Raw genomic sequence first — 22,235 nt, forward strand, 5'->3', positions numbered from 1 at the left:
GGTAAGACGGCCTTGGAAAGCGAAAATCAGGTTGTCGTTTAGGCCTGGAAAATTTTTTTGAAAAAAATTAAAAAAAGGGCTTGATTTTTTTTGAGATATACCTTATAATTCATTTTGTTGTGAAACAATGGGCTATCGCCAAATGGTAAGGCAACGGACTCTGACTCCGTCATTTCAAGGTTCGAATCCTTGTAGCCCAGCTAAGAATCAATATCCCAGACGAAAATGTCTGGGATATTTTGGTATACAGGAAAATGATTCGGTACAGGTTTTTTGTACCTGGGAGGCAAAAATGAAATATTCTTTTGAAAGTTATGTCCGCTACAGCGAGATCGGGGAGGACAGGAATCTGACCCTGAATTCTGTCATCAATTATTTCCAGGACTGCAGTACCTTTCATTCGGAACATGCAGGCGTGGGGATTGATTATCTGCAGGAGAAGAACCGGGTATGGGTTCTGTCCTCCTGGCAGATCATAGTGGAGCGGTATCCTAAACTCTGCGAGAGAATTAAGATAACTACCTGGCCTTACGCGTTTAAGCGTTTTCTGGGCAGCAGGAATTTTACTATGGAGGACGAGAGCGGTGCCACTGTGGCATACGCCAACTCCCTCTGGACTTATCTGGACCTGGAGACAGGTATGCCTGTGAATGTGTCAGAACAGCAGATCGCAGCCTATACACTGGAAGAAAAGTATCCGATGGAATATGCGCCCAGAAAGATCAAGATGCCCCAGGATACTGTGGAATATGAAAGCTTTCCGGTTCGTCCCCATCATCTTGACACCAACCACCATGTGAATAACGGACAGTATGTGGCAATGGCGGAAGAATATGTGCCGGCTGATTTCTGCGTGCACCAGATGCGGGCAGAATATAAGGGACAGGCAGTGCTTGGCAATATGATAGTACCAAAAGTGAAGCGTGAACAGGGATTATGCACCGTAGCTCTCTGCAGTGAGAACGGCGAACCCTATGCGGTTGTGGAATTAAAGGAGAAAAGAGAATGGAATTAGGTAAAAAACAGAAACTGGTTGTTGTGAAGACCGTGGATTTCGGTGTATATCTGGGAGACAGGCAGGATGCCGGGGAGATGGACCGCGTGCTGCTTCCGGGCAAAGAGGTGCCGGAAGGCACCAAAGAAGGGGATCAGATGGAGGTGTTTCTCTATAAGGATTCCTCGGACCGTCTGATCGCCACCACAAGGACGCCTGAACTTATGATGGATCAGGTGGGATTTCTGAAGGTTGCCCAGGTGACCAAGATCGGTGCATTCCTTTCCTGGGGACTGGAAAAGGACCTGTTCCTTCCATATAAAGAACAGACAAAAAAAGTCCATGAGGGGGAGGAAGTCCTGGTATCCCTCTACATTGACAAAAGCAGCCGTCTGTGCGCGACCATGAAGGTCTATCATTACCTGAAAACCGGATCGCCCTACATTGTAGGGGATACCGTGACCGGTGTGGTGTATGAGCAGAGTGATAATTTTGGTGTGTTTGTGGCTGTGGACGGGCAGTATTCCGGCCTGATCCCGAAGCAGGAGGCCCAGGGCAGTTACAAGGTGGGGGAGGAATTGGCACTCCGCGTGACACTGGTGCGGGAGGATGGAAAGCTGAATCTCAGCGCCAAGCAGAAGGCCCACATCCAGCTCCATGAGGATGCCCAGAGTGTATATGAGATCATCCAGGATTTTGAAGGGGTCCTGCCCTTTGATGACAAGGCCTCCCCGGAGATCATCCAGCGGGAATTCGGTCTGAGCAAGAATGCGTTCAAACGCGCGGTGGGGCATTTGCTGAAAGAAGAGAAAATCGAACTGAAAAACCATAAAATTTATATACGTTAGATGCTTCACGAATAGGAAAAGGTATGATATACTTGTACCGTAAATCAATTTATCAAAGTAACTATACTACGATCACATAGTTACTTATCAAGTAACTATTCAGCAGGTCTGCGCATTCACTGCTCTGACCGTAAGAAAGTGCACCACGGCCAAGCAAAAATCCCATCGCCAAAGGCGATTCTGCATGGATTTTTGCCTGTAACTGTGAGGGTACGGAACAGTTACTTATCAAATTCTTTATTTGTACTTGTCCAGAAGGAGGAAAATAAGTGGACTCGATAGATTATTATGACCGATACGCGGTACCTTATTATGAAGAAACTGTGGATTTGAGCATGGAGGAGCAGTTGGAGCGCTTTATGGACCTGCTGCCTGAGAATGCCGAAGTCCTTGATTTGGGCTGTGGGTCGGGAAGAGACACCTTGTTTCTCGAAGACGAAGGATTCAGCGTGACCGCAATGGACGGCTCCGCCAGAATGTGTGAACTGGCTGAGATCCATACGGGCAGGGATATCCTGCATCTGCGCGTGGAAGACATGGAGTTTGACGATGTGTTCCATGGTATCTGGGCGTGCGCCGTTTTGGGCCATTTTCCGCCGGACAAGATCCAGGACATGATGCAGAAGATACTGAATGCACTGAAGGATGACGGGATCCTGTATTTCTCTGTGCGCAAAGGCGACAGGAACGGCAGATACAACGGACGGTATTATTATGACTACAGCAGGGACTCTCTGGACAACCTTCTGGATTCCATACCGAACATCAAAGTGCTGGATATTTGGAAGACCAGCGATGCCCGCGGGGAAGACCACAATAACAGGTGGTATAACGTGCTGCTTCGGAAAGTAAAAAGTAAAGAAGAATAGACGTGACCATGTAAATACCGGTTACTATTCACAGTCCTGCAAAAAACGCAGTTCTGTAAACAGTAACGCGCTTTGCGATGCACAGATATGGCGCATTCTGCCCCATATCGCGCCGGCTGCATCAGGATTTTAACAAATACTGCATCGTTACGGTCAGACACCATACAGGAACAGTAAAACAGAGGAGATCAACAGTGGAATTTACCCATTTACATGTACATACAGAGTACAGCCTGTTGGACGGTTCTAATAAAATAAATGAATATGTAGCCAGAGTAAAAGAACTGGGAATGGATAGTGCAGCCATAACGGACCACGGTGTCATGTTTGGCTGCATAGATTTTTATAGGGCAGCAAAAGCTGCGGGGATCAAGCCGATTCTGGGATGTGAGGTCTATGTGGCGCCCGGTTCCCGGTTTGACAAGGAGATTGGCAAAGAAGAGGACCGTTATTATCACCTGGTACTTTTGGCTGAAAACCAGGAGGGCTACCAGAATCTTATGAAAATCGTATCCGCGGGATTCGTGGATGGATTTTATTACAAACCACGTGTGGATTTGGAGATTCTGGAAAAGTATCATGAAGGAATTATTGCATTAAGTGCATGTCTTGCAGGAGAAGTTGCAAGAAATGTAACAAAAGGATTTTATGAGGAGTCAAAAAAGGCAGCTCTGCGCTACGAAGAGATTTTCGGAAAAGGGAATTTCTTTCTGGAGCTGCAGGATCATGGAATACCGGAACAGCAAAGGGTCAATCAGCAGCTTGTGCGTATGAGCAGGGAGACCGGGATAGAACTGGTGGCAACCAATGATATCCACTACACCTACAGCACGGACGCGGAAGCCCATGACATCCTGCTGTGCGTGCAGACAGGCAAGAGGCTTGCGGATGAGGATAGGATGCGCTACGAGGGCGGCCAATACTACGTGAAATCCGTAGAAGAAATGGCGGCTCTGTTTCCTTATGCCCCCCAGGCCCTGGAAAACACCCACAAGATTGCCATGCGCTGTAATGTGGATATTGAATTCGGCGTGACGAAGCTGCCGAAATTCGATGTGCCGGAGGGATACAATGCCTGGGAGTATCTGAATAAGCTCTGCTTTGACGGTCTTGCCACACGTTACAGCGGGGATATGGAGGAATTGGAAGAACGCCTGAACTATGAGCTGAAGGTTATCAAAAACATGGGGTATGTGGATTATTTCCTGATCGTATGGGATTTTATCCGGTATGCCAGGGACCATGACATTATTGTGGGACCGGGACGTGGTTCCGCCGCGGGAAGCCTTGTATCCTACACTTTGGGGATCACAAAACTGGACCCCATCAAATACAATCTGCTCTTTGAGCGTTTCCTGAACCCGGAACGTGTATCCATGCCTGATATCGACGTGGACTTCTGTTTCGAGCGGAGGCAGGAGGTCATTGACTATGTGGTGGAAAAGTACGGCAAGGACCGGGTGGTGCAGATCGTCACCTTCGGTACTATGGCGGCCAGAGGTGTGATCCGTGATGTGGGCCGTGTCATGGACCTTCCCTATGCCCAGTGTGATTCCATTGCCAAGATGATACCCACGGAACTGAATATCACCATTGAAAAAGCCATGAAAATGAATCCGGAGCTAAGAGGCCTCTACGAGGCGGACGAGACGGTGAAAAAGCTTATAGATATGAGCAGAAGGCTGGAAGGACTGCCGAGGCATACCTCCATGCACGCAGCGGGCGTGGTCATCAGCCAGAAGCCTGTTGTGGAATATGTGCCGCTGTCCAGGGCATCGGACGGATCTCTGGTGACACAGTTTACCATGACCACCCTGGAGGAGCTGGGGCTTTTGAAGATGGACTTCCTTGGCCTGCGCACCCTGACGGTTATCCAGAATGCTGCAAAACTGGTGGAGCGTGACAAGGGTGTGGTCCTGGATATGGACCATATTGACTATGATGACAAGAAAGTGTACGCCATGCTGGGGGCAGGCAAGACGGAAGGTGTGTTCCAGCTTGAGAGCGGCGGGATGACAAGCTTCATGAAGGAGCTGAAACCGGGCAGCCTGGAGGATGTCATCGCCGGGATTTCTCTCTACCGTCCCGGCCCCATGGATTTCATCCCACAGTATATCAGAGGCAAGAACAACCCGGACAGCATCACTTATGACTGCCCGGAACTGGAGCCTATCCTGGATGCCACCTATGGCTGTATTGTATACCAGGAGCAGGTTATGCAGATCGTGCGGAACCTGGGCGGATATACTCTGGGCAGAAGCGATATGGTGCGCCGTGCCATGAGTAAGAAGAAAACGTCTGTCATGGAAAAAGAACGGCAGAACTTCGTCTACGGCAATGAGGAGGAAGGCGTTCCGGGCTGTATCAACAAGGGGATCAGCGAGAAAGTGGCTAACAAGATCTTTGATGACATGATAGATTTTGCCAAGTACGCGTTCAACAAATCCCATGCTGCGGCCTATGCGGTTGTGGCCTACCAGACTGCATTTTTAAAATATTATTATCCGGTGGAATTCATGGCAGCCCTCATGACCTCTGTCATTGACAATCCATCTAAGGTTTCCGAATATATCCTCTCCAGCAGAAGGATGGGGATCGCCATCCTTCCCCCTGATATCAACAAGGGAGAGAGTTCCTTCTCCGTGGACGGAGGCTCCATACGGTACGGGCTTTCAGCTATCAAGAGCATTGGCAGGCCTGTGATCGAGGGGCTTGTGGAGGAGAGAAACCTGCGCGGTGGATTCAAGACACTCCGGGATTTCATAGAGCGTATGTCCGGGCGGGATATCAATAAGCGGACCATAGAGAATTTTATCAAGGCAGGGGCGTTTGACGGGATCCCCGGCAACCGGCGCCAGAAAATGATGGTCTATGTGCAGATACTGGATGCTGTGAACCAGGAGAAAAAGACTGCCATGACAGGCCAGATGAGCTTGTTTGACCTGGTTTCCGAGGAGGAGAAGGAAGCCTACGAGATCCGTATGCCGGACGTGGAGGAATACCCCAAGGAAGCAAAGCTGGCATTTGAAAAAGAAGTGCTGGGTGTGTATATCAGCGGACATCCTCTGGAAGAATATGAACAGAGATGGAGAAACAACATCACGGCAGTCACCACGGATTTTCTGCCGGATGAGGAGACGGGAATGCCCAGGGTCATAGATAATTCCAAAGTCACCGTGGGCGGCATGATAACAGGTAAGACCATCAAATACACAAAGACCAATAAGGTCATGGCGTTCCTTACAGTGGAGGATTTGGTGGGAACCGTGGAGATCGTGGTATTTCCCAGGGACTATGAGAAGAACGCCCAGCTCATGGAAGTGGACGACAAAGTATTTATCCAGGGAAGAGTATCTGCGGAGGATGAGAAGGCCAGCAAATTGATCTGTGAAAATATACGTTCTTTCGATGATGTGCCCAGTGAATTATGGGTGCAGTTTGCCACAAAAGAGGAGTTTCTGTCAAAGGAGGAAGACTTTTACCGGATTCTGAACGACTCAGACGGAAGGGACTCGGTGGTGGTATATATCCGTTCTCCCAAAGCAGTGAAACGCCTTGGCCCGTCCAGAAATGTAAAGATAAATGGTGAACTTCTTGGCAAACTGTACGAAAAGTACGGTTCTGACAACGTAAAAGTTGTGGAAAAGAGTATTGAAAAACTTACCAAAATGCATTAAAATAAGGAAGATTAGAGATAACTATTCAGTCAGAGCTGCGCATTTACTGCGCTGATCGTGCATAGGACTGGCGGCAGCAGGTATTCGCCCCATCGCGAAGCGATTTCAATGGGTGGATACCCATAGCTGTTCAGATTTTGGACAGCTGCGCTCAGAGGTCAAGAGGGAACAGATGAATTTACAGTAATGGAGGAGAAAAATGGCTGCGAATAAAGAGATCAAGACAATCGGTGTTTTAACCAGCGGCGGGGATGCCCCGGGAATGAATGCTGCCATCCGTGCAGTTGTAAGACGAGGCCTGAGCCGTGGCATTAACATGAAAGGTGTTTTAAAGGGATATAACGGATTACTGAATGAAGAGATAATTGATTTGACAGCCGTTGACGTTTCCGATACCATCCAGAGGGGCGGTACGATCCTCTATACGGCACGCTGTGCAGAATTCCGTACAGAGGAAGGACAGAGGCGCGGTGCTGAAGTGTGTAAGAAGCACGGCATTGACGGCCTTGTAGTCATCGGCGGTGACGGTTCCTTTGCCGGTGCACAGAAGCTGGCCAACCTGGGGATCAACGCGGTAGGCGTACCGGGAACCATAGATTTGGATATAGCATGTACAGAGTATACGATTGGTTTTGACACTGCTGTGAACACTGCCATGGAAGCCATTGACAAGGTACGTGATACCTCTACATCCCATGAGCGTGTCAGCATCATTGAAGTAATGGGAAGAAATGCCGGATATCTGGCACTGTGGTGCGGTATTGCCAACGGTGCGGAGGACGTCCTTCTTCCGGAAAAATATGACTACGATGAGCAGCAGATCATAAATAATATTATTGATAACCGTAAAAAAGGCAAAAAGCATCATATTATCATTAATGCTGAGGGTATTGGACACTCAGAGGCAATGGCAAAACGTATCGAGGCTGCAACAGGCATTGAGACAAGAGCCACCATCCTGGGACACATGCAGCGAGGCGGAAGCCCCACATGTAAAGACCGTGTATATGCTTCCATCATGGGTGCAAAAGCGGTGGATGTCCTGCTGGAAGGCAAGACCAAGAGAGTGATCGGCTACAAGAATGGTGAGTATGTGGACTTTGACATCAACGAGGCACTGGCCATGAAGAAGACCATTCCGGATTATCAGTATGAAATCAGCTATTCTCTGTCACACAACTACAGCAAGAATGTATAAAGGATGGCAACTGTGAGGGTTTTCCAAAAGGGGACCTGCAGAGTGGCTGCCAAATTATTTTCTGCCTGCATACGGAGGCAGAGGTAAGGTGTGTATATGAGAAAAATGCATGTAAAAAAGACAAAATTTAAAACTGCACAAATCATTGCATTGGGATTTGCAGGCGTTATCCTGCTGGGAGCATTGCTGCTCTCTCTTCCCATCGCATGGGCACCGGGGCATCAGATTAAGTTCATTGATGCCCTTTTTACGTCCACAACTTCCATCTGCGTGACCGGACTTGTGACAGAGTCCACGTATGCGGCATGGTCGGGGTTTGGGCATGTGGTCATCCTGATCCTGATCCAGCTTGGAGGATTCGGCGTCATAACCTGCGGTACCCTGGTGGTGCTGGCTATGGGGAAACGTGTGAGTATCCGCAACCGGAGACTGATCCAGGAATCTTATAACCTGGACACCCTGAAGGGGCTGATCGCCCTTGTGCGGAAGATCGTAGTGGGTACCCTGATGGTGGAGGCTGTAGGGATGATTCTCTATGCCTTTCAGTTCGTCCCCGAGTACGGGATACGCAGAGGTATGCAGATATCCCTGTTTAATGCAGTTTCTGCTTTCTGTAATGCGGGCATGGATATTATCGGAGACAACAGCCTTGCCAATTATACAGGCAGTCCCCTGGTGAATCTCACCACCATAGCCCTCATTGTGCTGGGCGGCATCGGCTATCTGGTGTGGTGGGACCTGATAAAATGCGCAAAGCGTCTGTATCGCAGGGAGATGGGATTCCGCCAGGCTGTAAGGGCTTTGGAACTGAATACAAAGATTGCGCTTACGGCTACGTGTATACTGATCTTTGGAGGTGCTTTCCTGATCCTGATACTGGAGTACAGAAATCAGGGGACCCTTGGAAATATGCCTTTCTGGGAGAAGTGCATGGCTGCGGTTTTCCAGTCCGTAACCTGCAGGACTGCCGGCTTCTTCACTATCCCACAGGAAAATCTCCAGGAGGCGTCCGCCATGGTCTGTATGATCCTCATGTTCATAGGCGGTTCCCCTCTCGGAACAGCCGGGGGTGTGAAGACTACAACAATTGCCGCGTTGCTCCTCACCGGCTCATCTTTCTTTAAAGGCAAGCAGGATACAGAGGTGTTCAACAGGAGGATACCGGATACCAATATCAGGACAGCCTGGGTGGTGGTGATGCTGGGGCTGGGTGTTGTGCTGGCATCCACCATCGGTCTGGCTATTGCCACGGAAGGCATGGCGGAGGGCGCGTCACTGATCAATATTATGTATGAAGTGACTTCTGCAGGCGCCACCGTGGGACTGACAAGAGGGCTTACCCCTCTGCTTCCCACAGCGGGCAAGCTGATCATTATACTGACTATGTATATCGGGCGTATCGGCCCCACAACGCTGGCGACAGCACTTACCATACACGGCGAGAAGAAACCGTCAGGTATGCATCTGCCGGACCAGAAAATTTTTATCGGCTAGGAGAATAAGGATATGAAGAAAAAAACATTTGCAGTCATAGGTCTTGGAAAATTCGGCTATGCAGTGGCAGAGACCCTTGCAAAGGCCGGGTATGAGGTTCTTGCAGTGGATGGGGACAATGAGAGGATACAGGCCATCGCCCCTTATGCATCCTACCCCCTGTGCGCGGATGTGACAGAGCCGGGCGTGATGGAATCTTTGGATTTTTCCAATGTGGATGTGGCGGTCATCGGTATATCTGACCACATGGAGGCCAGTATCATAGCCACCCTTTACGCAAAGGAGGCGGGGGTATCCTATGTCCTTGTCAAGGCCAACGGTGTGCTTCACGGACACATCCTGAAGAAGATCGGTGCAGATGAGGTTATTTTTCCGGAGTACAATACAGGTGTGCGTGTTGCCAAGAATTTTATATCCGGCAGGTTTAAGGACTTTTTTGAATTGTCAGATGAGGTGAGCATGGTGGAGATGCATGTGCCTGCTTCCTGGGTGGGAAAAAGCCTGATCGAATTGGATCTGCGGGGACGTTACGGGATCAATGTGATCGCCATCAAGGAAGGGGAGAATGTCACCATTGAGATGAATCCCAGTGAACCGTTGAGAAGCGGACAGACGTTGGGGATCGTAGGAAAAAATGAGATTCTGTCCAGGCTCAGCGAGTCAAATTATCAGGATTGAGGTATTTTTATATGATTACGAGCATGTCTAATTCTCAGATGAAACATATACAGCAGCTTATGAAAAAAGCAAAAGTCCGCCGGGAAAGCGGGCTTTTTGTGGTGGAAGGAATAAAAATGTTCCGGGAGGCGCCGGGAGAGCGGATAGAGAAAGTGTATGTATCAGCATCCTTTTTGGAATCCGGGGAAAATCGGAAGATCTTAGAGGAGAAAGGGTTTGGACCGGGAAGCTCCGGGCCGGAGGTTGTGGAGGACAAGGTGTTCCGCTCTCTGTCTGATACGGTGACGCCCCAAGGGATCCTGTGCCTGGTCAGACAGGTGAGTACGCCTCTGTCGGTCATGCTGGAGAGTGGGGAGGAGGGCAGGGTTCCTCTTCTTATGATATTGGAGGATCTGCAGGATCCGGGAAATCTGGGGACGATCCTTCGTACAGGGGAAGGTGCGGGGGTGTCCGGGGTTATATTGAATAAGAATTGCGTGGACCTGTATAATCCGAAGGTGATCCGGTCTACTATGGGGTCGGTATATCGTATGCCGGTGCTGATGGTGGAGGATATAGAGGATATCCTGCCGGAACTTAGGCGGCAGGGGGTGCGGTCGTATGCGGCCCATTTGAAAGGGGAGCAGTTTTATGACCAGGAGGATTTTAGGGGGAAGACGGCGTTTTTTATTGGGAATGAAGGAAATGGATTGACGGATGCGCTGACGGGGGAGGCGGATCGTCTGATTAAGATTCCGATGCATGGGGAGGTGGAATCGTTGAATGCGGCTATGGCGGCGGGGGTTTTGATGTATGAGGCGGCTAGACAGAGGAGGGGTGGGAAGGCGTAGGGGTGAAGGTGAAAGCGAAGGCGAAGGCGGACGGAAGCGGATGGGAGAGGGCCGGGGGGCCATATGCGTGTGAGCGAAGCGTTCCGCTGCCATGGAGCTAACCTGCTCCCAGTTCCTAAATTCATCGGCAGTGGCCTCTTCATTAAGTAACTGGGGCAGGTGGATCTCCCTGGCGCTCCACTGAAACATCGCTCACACGCATATGGCCCCCCGGCCCTCTCCCATCCGCTTCCTGGTTTTGGCTGTAGGTTTGGGGGACAACGATTTGAGGGATGGTAAAATTGTTTATGTTCGTTCTGTGTTTTGGGGGATAGGGATAAGGGGCGATCTGGGAGGATGAGATATCTTTAGAGGGGCTGGCGGTGGGGTGGGTGATTTGGGTGGTTGGTTTTGGTTGATGGGAGGGCGTGTTTTGGTGTGGATTTATTAGTTTGATTTTGGGTGTATCTGACGGAAGTGGGGGGTGTGGGGAGGGTTGTGTTGTTGGAATATGGGGATGGGAAACCGTAGCCGGAATCACGGGGGTGATTTGCGGGCTGCGGTTTTGTTTATTTTTTGGTACAAGCGATATATCGTCTTAATGCTTCATAAAATGATTGGCTTTCTGTAAATATCTACAAATTGTTACAAAAATTACCCGCTTGACAATAAAATGTAATCTTGATACAATAAGTCCGTAACAAAAATTAATAAATTTGTAACAAATAAAAACAAATGGACTTATAGGAGGCCTTTTTTTATGAAAGAAAGAATGCGACGTATTTTATGCTGTATGGGAACTGCGGGTGTCATGACTGTTATGATGGCGGTTCCGGCAATGGCGGCAGATGTTACGGAAGATGATCAGAATATAGAAGTTGTACAGGAAGCAGAACAGACAGTGGATGAGGCTGATGTTCAGGATGAAAGTGAAGTTCAGGAGGAGACTGAGGTTCAGGAAGAAGCACAGGCTGAGGATGCACAGGATAGCAGTTGGAGCGACAAGGTCGCGGCAAATGTTCTTACATATGCCAATATCCGTGAAGGGGCAGATGTGAGCAGCCAGTGTATCGGCCGTCTTCCCTCCGGAGCTGTGGCAACTGTAGTCGGAAATGATGAAGGATGGCTGCAGGTGACTTCCGGGGAAGTCAATGGGTATATCAGAGAAGATTTGGTGGTTTCCGGTGACGAAGCCAGGAATTTATATGAAGCTATGTATGGGGCAGGTGATATCTCTGCAGAGGCCGTAACTGTGGACGCGGAAGCGGAAGCAGCGGCAGCAGAGGCAGCGGCCCAGGCTTCACAGGTGTCTGCCGAGGCGGTTCAGCCGGAGCAGGGACAGGCAGCAGAGGAAACAGAGGCGGACAGCTCCCAGGCAGCAGCCCAGGAAGTATCAGTCTCAACATCAGATCTGGATTTGATGGCAGCTATCATCGAGTGTGAAGCCGGCGGTGAATCTTATGAAGGAAAGGTTGGCGTCGGAGCTGTCATCATGAACCGCATTAGAAGCGGGGAGTTTCCAAATACATTATCAGAAGTCATCTACCAGAGCGGCCAGTTTGAGCCTACATGGACGGGCAAACTGTCAAATGTGCTCTCACGGGGAGCAAGTGAGGCATGTTATGCAGCCGCTCAGGATGTCTTCGCAGGAGCAAACACGATTGGAGACCGGCTCTTCTTCCACGCTGGTGGCGGAAGCGGTCTGACTATTGGAAATCAGACATTTTACTAAAATATTCGAGTAAGGGCGGAACGGGGAAAACCTGTTCCGTTCTTTTTTTTCTGAATGTTGTCCAAAATGTAAAAGTGTATTAAAATAGGGAACAAAGGAGACTGGATTATGCTGATACAGATCGTAGAGGATGACAGGGCACTGAGTGACGGGATTGTGCTGGCTCTTGGGGAGCAGGGAACGGAATTTATACAATGTACAGGTGTAAAAAGCGCCAAGCAGGTTTATGGGGAGAAGTGTCCTGAGTTGATCATTCTGGATGTCAATCTGCCCGATGGGAGTGGGTATGACTATCTGAAATGGGTCCGCAGCCAAGCTGACACCCCTGTTTTGATGCTGACTGCAAATGATATGGAGATGGACGAAGTGATGGGCCTCAGCCTGGGGGCGGATGATTATATGACAAAGCCCTTCAGCCTGGCGGTTCTCAGGGCCAGGATCCGGGTGCTTCTGCGCAGGCGGCAGCAAAGGCAGACAGACCGTTTTTTTGTGGACGGTTTTCTCTTTGATTTTGGCGGCCTTGTTTTTGAGAAGAATGGGCAGGAGATATCCCTCAGTAAAAATGAGCAGAGGCTGCTCAGGTTGTTCCTGGAAAACGAGGGAAGGGTTCTGTCCCGGGCGGTCCTTGTGGACCGGCTTTGGACAGACGGTGCGGAGTATGTGGATGAAAATGCCCTCTCTGTTACAGTGAACCGGCTGCGGGGCAAGCTGGAAGACAGGAGAGATGGAGTTACATATATCCAAACTGTCTACGGACAGGGATATGTCTGGAAACGTGAGGAGACGGGAGAACAGGGAGATGCGGAGACGTAGAGAAATACGGAAAGTGGAGGAAATGCTGGATGCGGCTATCTCCGGTGATTTCAGGGAATCGGATTATAATGAGACAGAGCTTTCCAGGGTGGAGACTAAGTGGAAACGATTTCTGAGTACCTCCGTGCTTTCCAGGGAAAGTCTGGAACAGGAGAAGGAGAATGTGAAAAGCCTGGTATCTGACATTTCCCACCAGACAAAGACCCCTGTGGCCAATATCAGGCTCTATACCGATTTATTGAAAGAAAAACTCAGCCGGGAGGTGCACACACCGGACAGGGAACAGGAACTCAGAATGGCAGAGGAAATATCCAGGCAGGCGGAGAAGCTGGAATTTCTGATCCAGTCCCTGACTAAGATGTCAAGGCTCGAGAGTAATATACTGACAGTCAAACCCCGGGAACAAGGCCTGGAGAGGCTGATCCGGGAGGCTGCCGGGGATGTGATGCCAAAGGCAGATAAAAAGCAGATACAGGTTGTCAACACTTGTGTGGATAACATCCGTGCATATTATGATCTTAAGTGGACAAAAGAGGCGCTTTACAATGTTCTGGACAATGCGGTGAAATATTCACAGCCGGGAGGGAAAGTGACGCTTTCGGTGATGGAATATGAGCTGTATGCGGCGGTCAGCGTAAAGGATGAGGGGATAGGGATCTCGGAGGCGGACACACCTAAGATCTTTGGACGATTTTACAGGGCGGAGTCTGTCCAGCAGGCAGATGGTGTGGGGATCGGCCTCTATCTGACCAGAGAGATCCTGAAACGGCAGAACGGATATATCAAGGTAAAGTCAGCGCCGGGAAAAGGCTCGGAATTTATTCTGTATATCCGGCGCGGCAGGCTTTGACGGAAAAATGCCCGGAAGGGAAACCATGGGGGCAGTTTCCCTTCCGGGCATTCACAGTCCGGCCGTACGCGAAAGTGTAACGGCCAAGGTGCTGGACCGTTACGCCGAAATCATATCATGATATATTTAAATATAAACAGCACGGCCAGTATATACATCAGAAGACTGATCTTTTTCTGTTTTGCTTTTCCGGTAACCAGATTGATGATCACGTAGGAGATAACTCCAAAAGAGATCCCTTCGGAAATGCTGTACATGAACGGCATTGCAATGATGCAGATAAATGCCGGGATCGCTTCCGTAAAGTCCTGGAAGTCAATCTTTGTTATAGATGTCAGCATCAGGAAACCAACGATGATCAGCGCGGGCGCGGTTGCAAAGGACGGAATCGCCAAAAATATAGGTGACAGGAACAGGGAAAGCCCGAATAAAAGGGCTGCTGTCAGGCTTGTAAGACCAGTACGTCCGCCTTCTGCCACGCCGGAAGCGCTTTCTACGAAAGTGGTGGTTGTGGAGGTACCGAGTGCTGCACCGGCAGCAGTACCAACAGCATCCGCCAAGAGGGCGCCTTTGATCTTCGGAAGTTTACCGTTCTCGTCCAGCATATCTGCTTTGGATGCCACACCGATGAGGGTTCCCAGGGTATCAAACATATCTACAAACAGAAATGCAAACATGATGACTACAAAATCCATGGTAAATACTTTAGAGAAGTCCATGTGCATAAAGGTAGGCGCAAGGCTGGGAATGGATATTCCGCCGGAGAAATCCGGCAGCAGGCTGTAGAAGCCGGCTTCCGGGTTGGGAACGTAAAGACCCACAAGCTGACAGATGATTCCCAGTATCCATGTACCAAGAATACCCCACAGGATATTTCCTTTTATGTTCTTCACCAGCAGTATGGCTGTGATCAAAAGACCAATGAGAGCAAGCAGCACGGTGATGCCCTCTGACTGGAAGGTGCCGTTTTTGATGGAACCCTTAAAGGAAAATACTGTGACAAGGGTAGAGGAATCAACAACGATCTTGGCGTTTTGAAGACCGATGAACGCAATGAAAAGTCCGATCCCTACGGAAACCGCATGTTTTAGGTTCATGGGTATGGCGTTAAAGATGGCCTCCCGCACATTGGTCAGTGACAGTATGATGAAAATGATACCTTCCACAAATACCGCGCTCAGTGCCATCTGCCAGGAAAATCCCATGCCCATAACAACCGTATAGGTAAAGTACGCATTCAGCCCCATGCCGGGAGCCAGCACAAAGGGATAATTGGACAGTGCTGCCATCAGACACGTGGCGATAAAGGATGCCAGAGCCGTAGCGGTAAAGACTGCACCCCGGTCCATGCCGGATTCTGAAAGGATGTTGGGATTTACGGCAAGGATGTACGCCATGGTCATAAATGTGGTGACACCGGCCAAAATCTCAGTTTTCACATCTGTGTGATTTTCTTTTAAATGAAATATTTTTTCTAAACTCATAAACTTTCCTCCTGCCTCCACTCATAATACGAGCTAATGTTGTTTTTTATGGATGAATTGCTGCCGAAAAATGCTGTGATCCGTCCCCCTTTCCTAAAAAAATCCGTAAAAAATACCACCGGTAATAAACTGCTGATTTCCGGCACAATTCTTCATGCGGAAATTTATAGGCAGCTATTACGGTAGCTGGTAGAGACGCTCAACCAATTATGAGCCTATATAAACTTCACAAATATTTTATTTCCATAAAAAATTTATTAAGACTTTATGATATTAGCATACTACATTTTTATTTAAAAGGCAATACCAAAACCAAGAATTCTTTCGGTTACTGTTCCCGTGCGTTACTGTACACAGGCCACTGTACCGGGAGGCGTTTTCATGCCGGAAGCATGAAAATCCCGAGGCGGCCAGCGCGATATGGTGCAGAATGCTCCATATCTGTGCATCGCGAAGCGTGTTACTGGACACGGAGTGTACAGTAACCCCGTACCGAACTGTTCAGACAGGTATGTCCATTCAATTCTTTCACAAGTGTTAGATTTCCGAAATAATGTGGTAAGAATAAAATGTTAGGATAAAGACAGAGAAAAAAACAAAAGGCTTGGCTGTCCTTATTTACCGGATATACCCGGACAGCAGAAAGGTGGAGATATGGAAGTATTAAAAACAGAGGGGCTTAGAAAATATTACGGTTCAGGGGAGAATCTGGTGAAGGCCCTGGACGGTGTTGACATGTCGGTAAAGCGGGGAGAATTTCTGGCCGTGGTGGGCACCAGCGGGAGCGGAAAGTCAACGCTGCTGCACATGCTGGGAGGACTGGACCGTCCGTCGGGCGGAAAAGTGTATGTGGATGACAAGGACATTTCCACACTGAAGGATGATGCCCTGTGTATCTTCCGGAGACGTAAGATCGGGTTTATTTTCCAGAGTTATAATCTGGTGCCGGTCTTGAATATATATGAGAATATTGTGCTGCCTATCGAGTTGGACGGAAATGAGGTGGATAAAAGTTATGTTAACCAGGTCGTTGAGGTGCTGGGTCTGGGGAGCAAGCTGAACTGCCTGCCCAGTCAGTTGTCCGGCGGACAGCAGCAGAGGGTGGCAATTGCCAGAGCGCTGGCCACAAAGCCGGCAATCATTCTGGCTGACGAGCCTACGGGCAATCTGGATTCCCGCACCAGCCAGGATGTGCTGGGACTGCTGAAAGTCACCGGGGAAAAATTTGGTCAGACAATCGTTATGATCACCCACAATGAGGAGATCGCCCAGATGGCGGACCGTATTATCCGGATCGAGGACGGAAGAATAGCAAAGGGCGGTGAGGCAGATGCGTAAAGTGAAGAACCGGAAAGCTGTCCGCCGGGTGGCTGACAAGACCAGGAAGGCGGCAAAGAGCAGAAATCTTATTGCCGTGCTTGCCATTGCCCTGACGGCTCTGCTCTTTACCTCAGTATTTACCATTGGGGGAAGCATTGTGGAGAAGCAGCAGGAGGCCACCATGCGCCAGGTGGGAGGGAGCGCCCACGGAGGCTTTAAATACCTGACACAGGAAGAATATGATATTGTCAAAAAGGATAAGAAGTTAAAAGAGATATCCTACCGGATCGTTGTGGGCGAGGCAGTAAATGACTCCCTTAAAAAATTAAGGACGGAGATAGGATATTACGAAGATTTAGATGCAAAATTCAGCTTTTGTTACCCGGAGGAGGGACGTATGCCGGAGGCTGAGGACGAGATCGTGACCAGTGACCTGGTTTTAAAAGCCATGGGCATTCCCTGCGAGGTGGGCCAAAAAGTCCCTGTGGAGTTTACGGTGAATGACAGGAAATATGAGATGACATTTACGCTGTCAGGCTTTTTCAAAGGGGACACCATATCCATGTCACAGATCATGCTAGTGTCAAAGAAACTGGCAGATAAAGTGGCGCCCACGCCGGTAGTTTCCGCCATGGAGAATGGTATAGACGCATCGGACTATGCGGGAAGGATCATGGCGGATTTTAATTTCAGCAGCAGTTTTGATTTGACAGGTAAAATGGAGGACCTTGTGAAACGGTGCGGATTTCCTGAGGAGGCGGTAGCAGAAGGCACGAACTGGGCATACCTTGGCATGGATCTTAATATAGAAGATATGCTTCCCATCGCTGCCCTCCTGCTGGTGATACTGGTGTCCGGCTATCTGATCATATATAATATTTTTTATATTAATGTATTTCATGATATCCGCCACTACGGCCTTTTGAAGACCATCGGTACAACGGGAAAACAGCTTCGTAAAATTGTGCGCAGACAGGCTTATATGCTCTGCCTCTACGGTATCCCCCTGGGACTTCTGCTGGGAGGCGTGACCGGAAAGTGGATCCTTCCTATTGTTATGAGGAATCTGGTGTTTTCCAGTACGGCAGACACGAAGGTGTCCCTGGAGTTCTGGATATTTGCGGCATCTGCACTGTTTTCTCTTCTGACTGTGTATATAAGCTGTATCAGGCCGTGCCGCATTGCCTCGTCGGTATCTCCGGTGGAGGCTCTTAGGTATACGGAGGGGCAGGATAGGATATGGAGCAGGGAAAAAGGCAAAAAGACAAAGAAGGTAAATCCCTGGACCATGGCAGCAGCCAATATGCGGAGGAATAAAAAGAAGGTGGTGATCGTGACAACCTCTCTTTCTTTGGGGCTGGTGCTGCTGAACAGTGTGTATGGGCTTGTAAATGGATTTGACATGGATAAATTCATAGCATCCTCCACAGTCAGCGATTTTTCCGTGCGGGATGCCGCTCTCGATAACCCCGCCGCCTACGACAAACCCCTGGAGGGTGTGACCGGGGAATTCCTGGACGCACTGTCAGAGCAGAAAGGGGTGGAGGATGTCTGCAATATTTATATGAATCTCATAAACAGCCCTAATTTTACGGAGGAGGAGCGGGATGCATTTTATGAAAAGATCTTAGATAATCCCAAAGCCAGGCCGTATCTGGAGGAATATTTTGGGGGTGAGGATTTTTGGAAAGCCGTGGAAAACAAATCATTTGACAACATTGACGGCAAAATATTCGGTGTGGGACGTCTTGCTTATGAGAAAATGGAACTTACGGAAGGAGAGCTGGATTGGGAAAAATTTAAGACCGGTAAGTATGTGATAACCTCAATATTCGGCTATCTGGGTTCCGGCGAAGATCAGATGAATTATTATGAGGTGGGAGATAAGGTCACGATCCGTTTGGACGACGGAACCAGCAGGGAGTACGAGGTAATGGCTGTAGGGAAGCTTCCCTATTCCTGCGAGCTGCAGAGCTACAGTGTATTTGAGTGTAATTTCGTGCTTCCGGACCGGGAGTACCTGGATCTTTACGGTGACAGGTTGCCTATGAGAACCCTGTTCAATGTGGAAAAGGATAGGGAGAAAGACGTGGAAAAATGGCTGGCGGATTACTGTGAGAATATAAATTCAGATTTGGATTTCACGTCAAAATCCACGGTGGCCGCTGAGTTTGAAGCGGATAAGAATATGTACGCCATAGTAGGCGGTCTTCTGGCACTTATCCTGGCTTTTATTGGTATTTTGAATTTTATCAATACCATGGTGACTTCGGTCCTGTCCAGAAAGCAGGAGTTTGCTATGATGGAGGCAGTGGGGATGACTGGGAAACAGCTCCGGCAGATGCTGGGGTGTGAGGGCGTGATGTATGCGCTGCTGACAGGTGCTGCCTCTCTGATCCTGGGCGGTATCCTGGATGTAACAGCTGTTCAAAGTATAGGAAATTCCCTCTTTTTCTATAGTTGGCATTTTACTGTAATGCCCATATTAGCCTGCATTCCGGTCCTGGTGGTGATCGTCCTTGTGGTTCCGGCACTTTGCTATAAGAGCATGTGCAGGACCAGTGTCACGGAGAGAATGAGAAAAGCGGAATAAAAATATTGTTATTTTCAGTCTTTTACGATATAATATCAGCAAATGGATATATTATTTGTAAAGGACTGATTTTTTTACCTGAAATCATCCGGAAAGGAGAGGTGGGTATGTGGACAGCAATTACAGCAGGGACCATATCAATCATCTGGCTGATTCTTCTGGCTGTGCTTCTGGTGATTGAGATTATCACACTGGGGCTTACAACCATCTGGTTTGCAGGAGGAGCGCTGGTGGCGTTTTTGGTATCCATAGTTGGCGGACCTTTGTGGCTGCAGATTCTATTGTTTATTGCAGTATCGGTGGTGCTTTTGATCTTCACCAGGCCGCTGGCAGTAAAGTACATGAACAGAAATGTGAATAAAACAAATGTAGACAGTCTTCCCGGCGAGAAAGCCGTGGTTACAAAAACCATAGATAATTTGAGAGGAACCGGGCAGGCTGTGGTAAACGGACTGGAATGGTCCGCAAAATCCAGGGACGAAACAATTATTGATGAGGGAGCAATCGTCAGAATTGTGGCGGTCGAAGGAGTGAAACTTGTAGTAGAGGAGGAAAAATAATATGAATGTGGGTACAGTGTTACTGATTATTGTAGTTGTGCTTTTGCTGCTGGTCATCGCGTCCTGTATCAGGATCGTGCCGCAGGCTCATGCCATGATCATTGAACGTCTCGGCATGTATAAAGAAACCTGGGGAACCGGACTTCACTTTAAGTTCCCGTTTGTAGACCGTATTGCAAAACGTGTGAATTTAAAAGAGCAGGTGGTGGACTTTGCGCCCCAGCCGGTTATCACCAAAGATAATGTTACAATGAGGATTGATACGGTTGTATTCTTCCAGATCACAGATCCGCGTCTCTTTGCTTACGGCGTTGAGAATCCGATCATGGCTATTGAGAATCTGACTGCCACCACACTGCGTAATATCATTGGTGATATGGAGCTGGATTCCACCCTGACATCAAGGGAGATCATCAATACAAAGATGCGTGCATCACTTGACGTTGCAACAGACCCGTGGGGGATCAAAGTAAACCGTGTGGAACTGAAGAACATCATTCCTCCGGCAGCCATCCAGGAAGCCATGGAGAAACAGATGAAGGCAGAGCGTGAGCGCCGTGAATCCATTCTGAGGGCAGAAGGTGAGAAGAAATCAACCATTCTGGTAGCAGAAGGTAAGAAAGCATCCATGATCCTGGATGCAGAAGGTGAGAAGCAGGCAGCTATCCTTCGTGCAGAGGCGGAGAAGGAGAAGATGATCAGGGAAGCGGAAGGACAGTCCCAGGCAATCCTGAAGGTGCAGCAGGCGAAGGCAGACGGTATCCGTTTCATCAAAGATGCCGGTGCGGATGAGAGTGTACTTACCATCAAGAGCCTGGAGGCATTTGAACAGGCTGCTGACGGCAAGGCAACGAAGATCATCATTCCGTCCAACATTCAGGGGATCGCAGGACTTGCAGCGTCTCTGAAAGAAATTGTTACGGATAAGGAAAACTGAAAATACCCGGGGCAGTAGATGATTCAGGATGTACTTCTATTGACGGGGATCAATATGCAGAGGGGCGGTTGCAGTTATGTGACAGCCTCTCTGCGGCATTTTACCCGGAAGTAATTTGGAGCCTGAGGCTGTGCGCAGGCATACAGCAGCCGGTCATAGTGCCGGTCACTGGGTTTCATCACAGGTAAGAGGAGGCATCACTCATATGAAACCGGTAATTGACCTAACAAAAGAATATGGCCTGGTCCTGGAAGGCGGAGGCGCAAAAGGCGCGTATCAGATAGGTGCGTGGAAGGCCATGCGGGAAGCTGGCGTGAGGATAAAAGGTATTGCAGGCACCAGTGTGGGAGCATTGAACGGTGCCCTCATCTGTATGGATGATCTGGCTAACGCGGAGAAGGTCTGGGAAACGATCTCTTATTCCAGCATTATGTCCGTGGAGGATGAGAAGATGGAGCTTTTGTTCCAGCAGAAGAAGCTGGATGTGGATCTGCTGAAGAGTGCCTTTGATTTTATGAAGGAAGGCGGCATTGATGTGACGCCCCTGAAAGAACTCATAGCGGAATGTATTGACGAGGAAAAGATCATCAGCTCCCCCGTGGATCTGTATATCCTTACGTTTAATGTGGATGAGAAGAAGGAGCTTGATATTGATGTGAAACAGTGCAGACCGGAGCTCATAAAGGACTTTTTACTGGCTAGCGCTTATATTTTTCCGCTGTTTAAGAATGAACGTCTTCACGGTAAACGGTATATTGACGGCGGAGCCATCAATAATGTGCCCCTGGGTTCTCTTGTGGACCGCGGATATGAGAACATTATTATGGTAAGGATTTTCGGGATCGGACGGGAGAAGAAGGTAAAGATTCCCGACGGGACCACAATTTATACAGTGGCTCCCAAGGTAAGCCTGGGAAGCATCATAGATTTTGACAGAAGAAAAAGCAGACGCCATATGAAACTCGGGTATTATGACACCATGCGGCTTATATATGGGCTGAAAGGAAAAATATATTATATTGATGAATCAGAAGAAGAGTGTTATTATTTAAAGCAACTGACAGATTTAGATGATTTGGTCTGTGAATATCTCATGGATACTTACCAGCTTTCCAGAGACCCCAAGCTGTTCCTGCGCAATATGACGGAGGTGATCCTTCCGGTTCTGGCGGAGGAGATGAAGCTTTCCAAGGAATGGGATTACCGGGAACTGTATCTGAGTATGCTGGAAGCCACTGCAAAGCTGTGCAGGGTGCCAAAATACAGGATCTATACCTTGTCCCAGCTTCAGGATGCAGTATATGGGAAGCTGTACCGGCTTCACGGTACGGATGTCCCTTCCTTTGTACAGGTGATCTCCAGGGATGTTCTGATCTGAC

The 22,235-nt window shown here is 48.9% G+C and carries 17 protein-coding genes, 1 tRNA gene and 1 riboswitch; of the genes, 17 read left to right on the forward strand and 1 reads right to left on the reverse strand.

Annotated elements, in window-relative coordinates:
• Window positions 1–128 precede the first annotated feature (128 nt).
• The 12 genes from C6P39_RS10230 to C6P39_RS10285 all read left to right on the forward strand — a co-directional run bounded on the left by C6P39_RS10230 (window position 129) and on the right by C6P39_RS10285 (window position 13,962).
• Window positions 129–200: transfer RNA gene (locus tag C6P39_RS10230), tRNA-Gln, on the forward strand.
• Between the two features lie 92 nt (window positions 201–292).
• Window positions 293–1,015 carry an acyl-[acyl-carrier-protein] thioesterase gene (locus C6P39_RS10235; protein ID WP_104803719.1) on the forward strand — a complete coding sequence of 241 codons (723 nt, stop codon included), beginning with the start codon at window positions 293–295 and terminating at the stop codon, window positions 1,013–1,015.
• A complete protein-coding gene (locus C6P39_RS10240; protein ID WP_104803720.1) occupies window positions 1,006–1,842 on the forward strand; it encodes a CvfB family protein in 837 nt (278 codons plus the stop codon). The genes C6P39_RS10235 and C6P39_RS10240 overlap by 10 nt, the downstream gene beginning before the upstream one ends.
• Before the next feature lie 269 nt (window positions 1,843–2,111).
• Entirely contained in the window at window positions 2,112–2,711 is a 600-nt protein-coding gene (locus tag C6P39_RS10245; protein ID WP_104803721.1) for a class I SAM-dependent DNA methyltransferase, read from the forward strand.
• Window positions 2,712–2,905: 194 nt separating this feature from the next.
• Window positions 2,906–6,388 carry a DNA polymerase III subunit alpha gene (locus C6P39_RS10250; RefSeq protein ID WP_104803722.1) on the forward strand — a complete coding sequence of 1,161 codons (3,483 nt, stop codon included), beginning with the start codon at window positions 2,906–2,908 and terminating at the stop codon, window positions 6,386–6,388.
• Between the two features lie 199 nt (window positions 6,389–6,587).
• Window positions 6,588–7,586, forward strand: coding sequence for a 6-phosphofructokinase (gene pfkA / locus C6P39_RS10255; RefSeq protein WP_065543774.1), 999 nt, complete (start codon window positions 6,588–6,590; stop codon window positions 7,584–7,586).
• Between the two features lie 96 nt (window positions 7,587–7,682).
• The gene (locus tag C6P39_RS10260) at window positions 7,683–9,080 is read left to right on the forward strand and encodes a TrkH family potassium uptake protein (protein WP_104803723.1); all 1,398 of its coding nucleotides are present in this window, start codon (window positions 7,683–7,685) and stop codon (window positions 9,078–9,080) included.
• A gap of 12 nt (window positions 9,081–9,092) precedes the next feature.
• The gene (locus C6P39_RS10265; protein WP_104803724.1) at window positions 9,093–9,758 is read left to right on the forward strand and encodes a potassium channel family protein; all 666 of its coding nucleotides are present in this window, start codon (window positions 9,093–9,095) and stop codon (window positions 9,756–9,758) included.
• Window positions 9,759–9,769: 11 nt separating this feature from the next.
• A complete protein-coding gene (locus tag C6P39_RS10270; RefSeq protein ID WP_104803725.1) occupies window positions 9,770–10,588 on the forward strand; it encodes a TrmH family RNA methyltransferase in 819 nt (272 codons plus the stop codon).
• 739 nt (window positions 10,589–11,327) lie between these two features.
• Window positions 11,328–12,299, forward strand: coding sequence for a cell wall hydrolase (locus C6P39_RS10275; RefSeq protein ID WP_207657123.1), 972 nt, complete (start codon window positions 11,328–11,330; stop codon window positions 12,297–12,299).
• 108 nt (window positions 12,300–12,407) lie between these two features.
• Window positions 12,408–13,112, forward strand: a complete 705-nt coding sequence (locus C6P39_RS10280; protein ID WP_104803726.1) for a response regulator transcription factor — start codon at window positions 12,408–12,410, stop codon at window positions 13,110–13,112.
• Window positions 13,099–13,962, forward strand: a complete 864-nt coding sequence (locus C6P39_RS10285; RefSeq protein WP_104803727.1) for a sensor histidine kinase — start codon at window positions 13,099–13,101, stop codon at window positions 13,960–13,962. The genes C6P39_RS10280 and C6P39_RS10285 overlap by 14 nt, the downstream gene beginning before the upstream one ends.
• Window positions 13,963–14,072: 110 nt before the next feature.
• Here the strand turns inward: C6P39_RS10285 and C6P39_RS10290 are convergent, their stop codons facing one another.
• The gene (locus tag C6P39_RS10290) at window positions 14,073–15,446 is read right to left on the reverse strand and encodes an NCS2 family permease (RefSeq protein ID WP_095175054.1); all 1,374 of its coding nucleotides are present in this window, start codon (window positions 15,444–15,446) and stop codon (window positions 14,073–14,075) included.
• A 147-nt stretch (window positions 15,447–15,593) separates the two neighbouring features.
• A riboswitch (purine riboswitch) is annotated at window positions 15,594–15,689 on the reverse strand.
• A 411-nt stretch (window positions 15,690–16,100) separates the two neighbouring features.
• Here C6P39_RS10290 and C6P39_RS10295 point away from each other — a divergent pair.
• The 5 genes from C6P39_RS10295 (at window position 16,101) to C6P39_RS10315 (ending at window position 22,234) form a co-directional block, all read left to right on the forward strand.
• Window positions 16,101–16,784 (forward strand): ABC transporter ATP-binding protein, encoded by a 684-nt coding sequence (locus C6P39_RS10295; protein WP_095175053.1) that lies wholly within the window; start codon window positions 16,101–16,103, stop codon window positions 16,782–16,784.
• Window positions 16,777–19,359, forward strand: a complete 2,583-nt coding sequence (locus C6P39_RS10300; protein WP_104803728.1) for an ABC transporter permease — start codon at window positions 16,777–16,779, stop codon at window positions 19,357–19,359. The genes C6P39_RS10295 and C6P39_RS10300 overlap by 8 nt, the downstream gene beginning before the upstream one ends.
• Before the next feature lie 107 nt (window positions 19,360–19,466).
• Window positions 19,467–19,919, forward strand: a complete 453-nt coding sequence (locus tag C6P39_RS10305) for an NfeD family protein (RefSeq protein ID WP_167388469.1) — start codon at window positions 19,467–19,469, stop codon at window positions 19,917–19,919.
• 1 nt (window position 19,920) lies between these two features.
• Window positions 19,921–20,856 carry an SPFH domain-containing protein gene (locus C6P39_RS10310; RefSeq protein WP_095175050.1) on the forward strand — a complete coding sequence of 312 codons (936 nt, stop codon included), beginning with the start codon at window positions 19,921–19,923 and terminating at the stop codon, window positions 20,854–20,856.
• Between the two features lie 205 nt (window positions 20,857–21,061).
• The gene (locus C6P39_RS10315; RefSeq protein ID WP_104803729.1) at window positions 21,062–22,234 is read left to right on the forward strand and encodes a patatin-like phospholipase family protein; all 1,173 of its coding nucleotides are present in this window, start codon (window positions 21,062–21,064) and stop codon (window positions 22,232–22,234) included.
• The last annotated feature ends 1 nt before the right edge of the window (window position 22,235 follow it).

This window comes from Blautia marasmi, assembly GCF_900258535.1.
Classification (GTDB): Bacteria; Bacillota; Clostridia; order Lachnospirales; family Lachnospiraceae; genus Blautia; species Blautia hominis.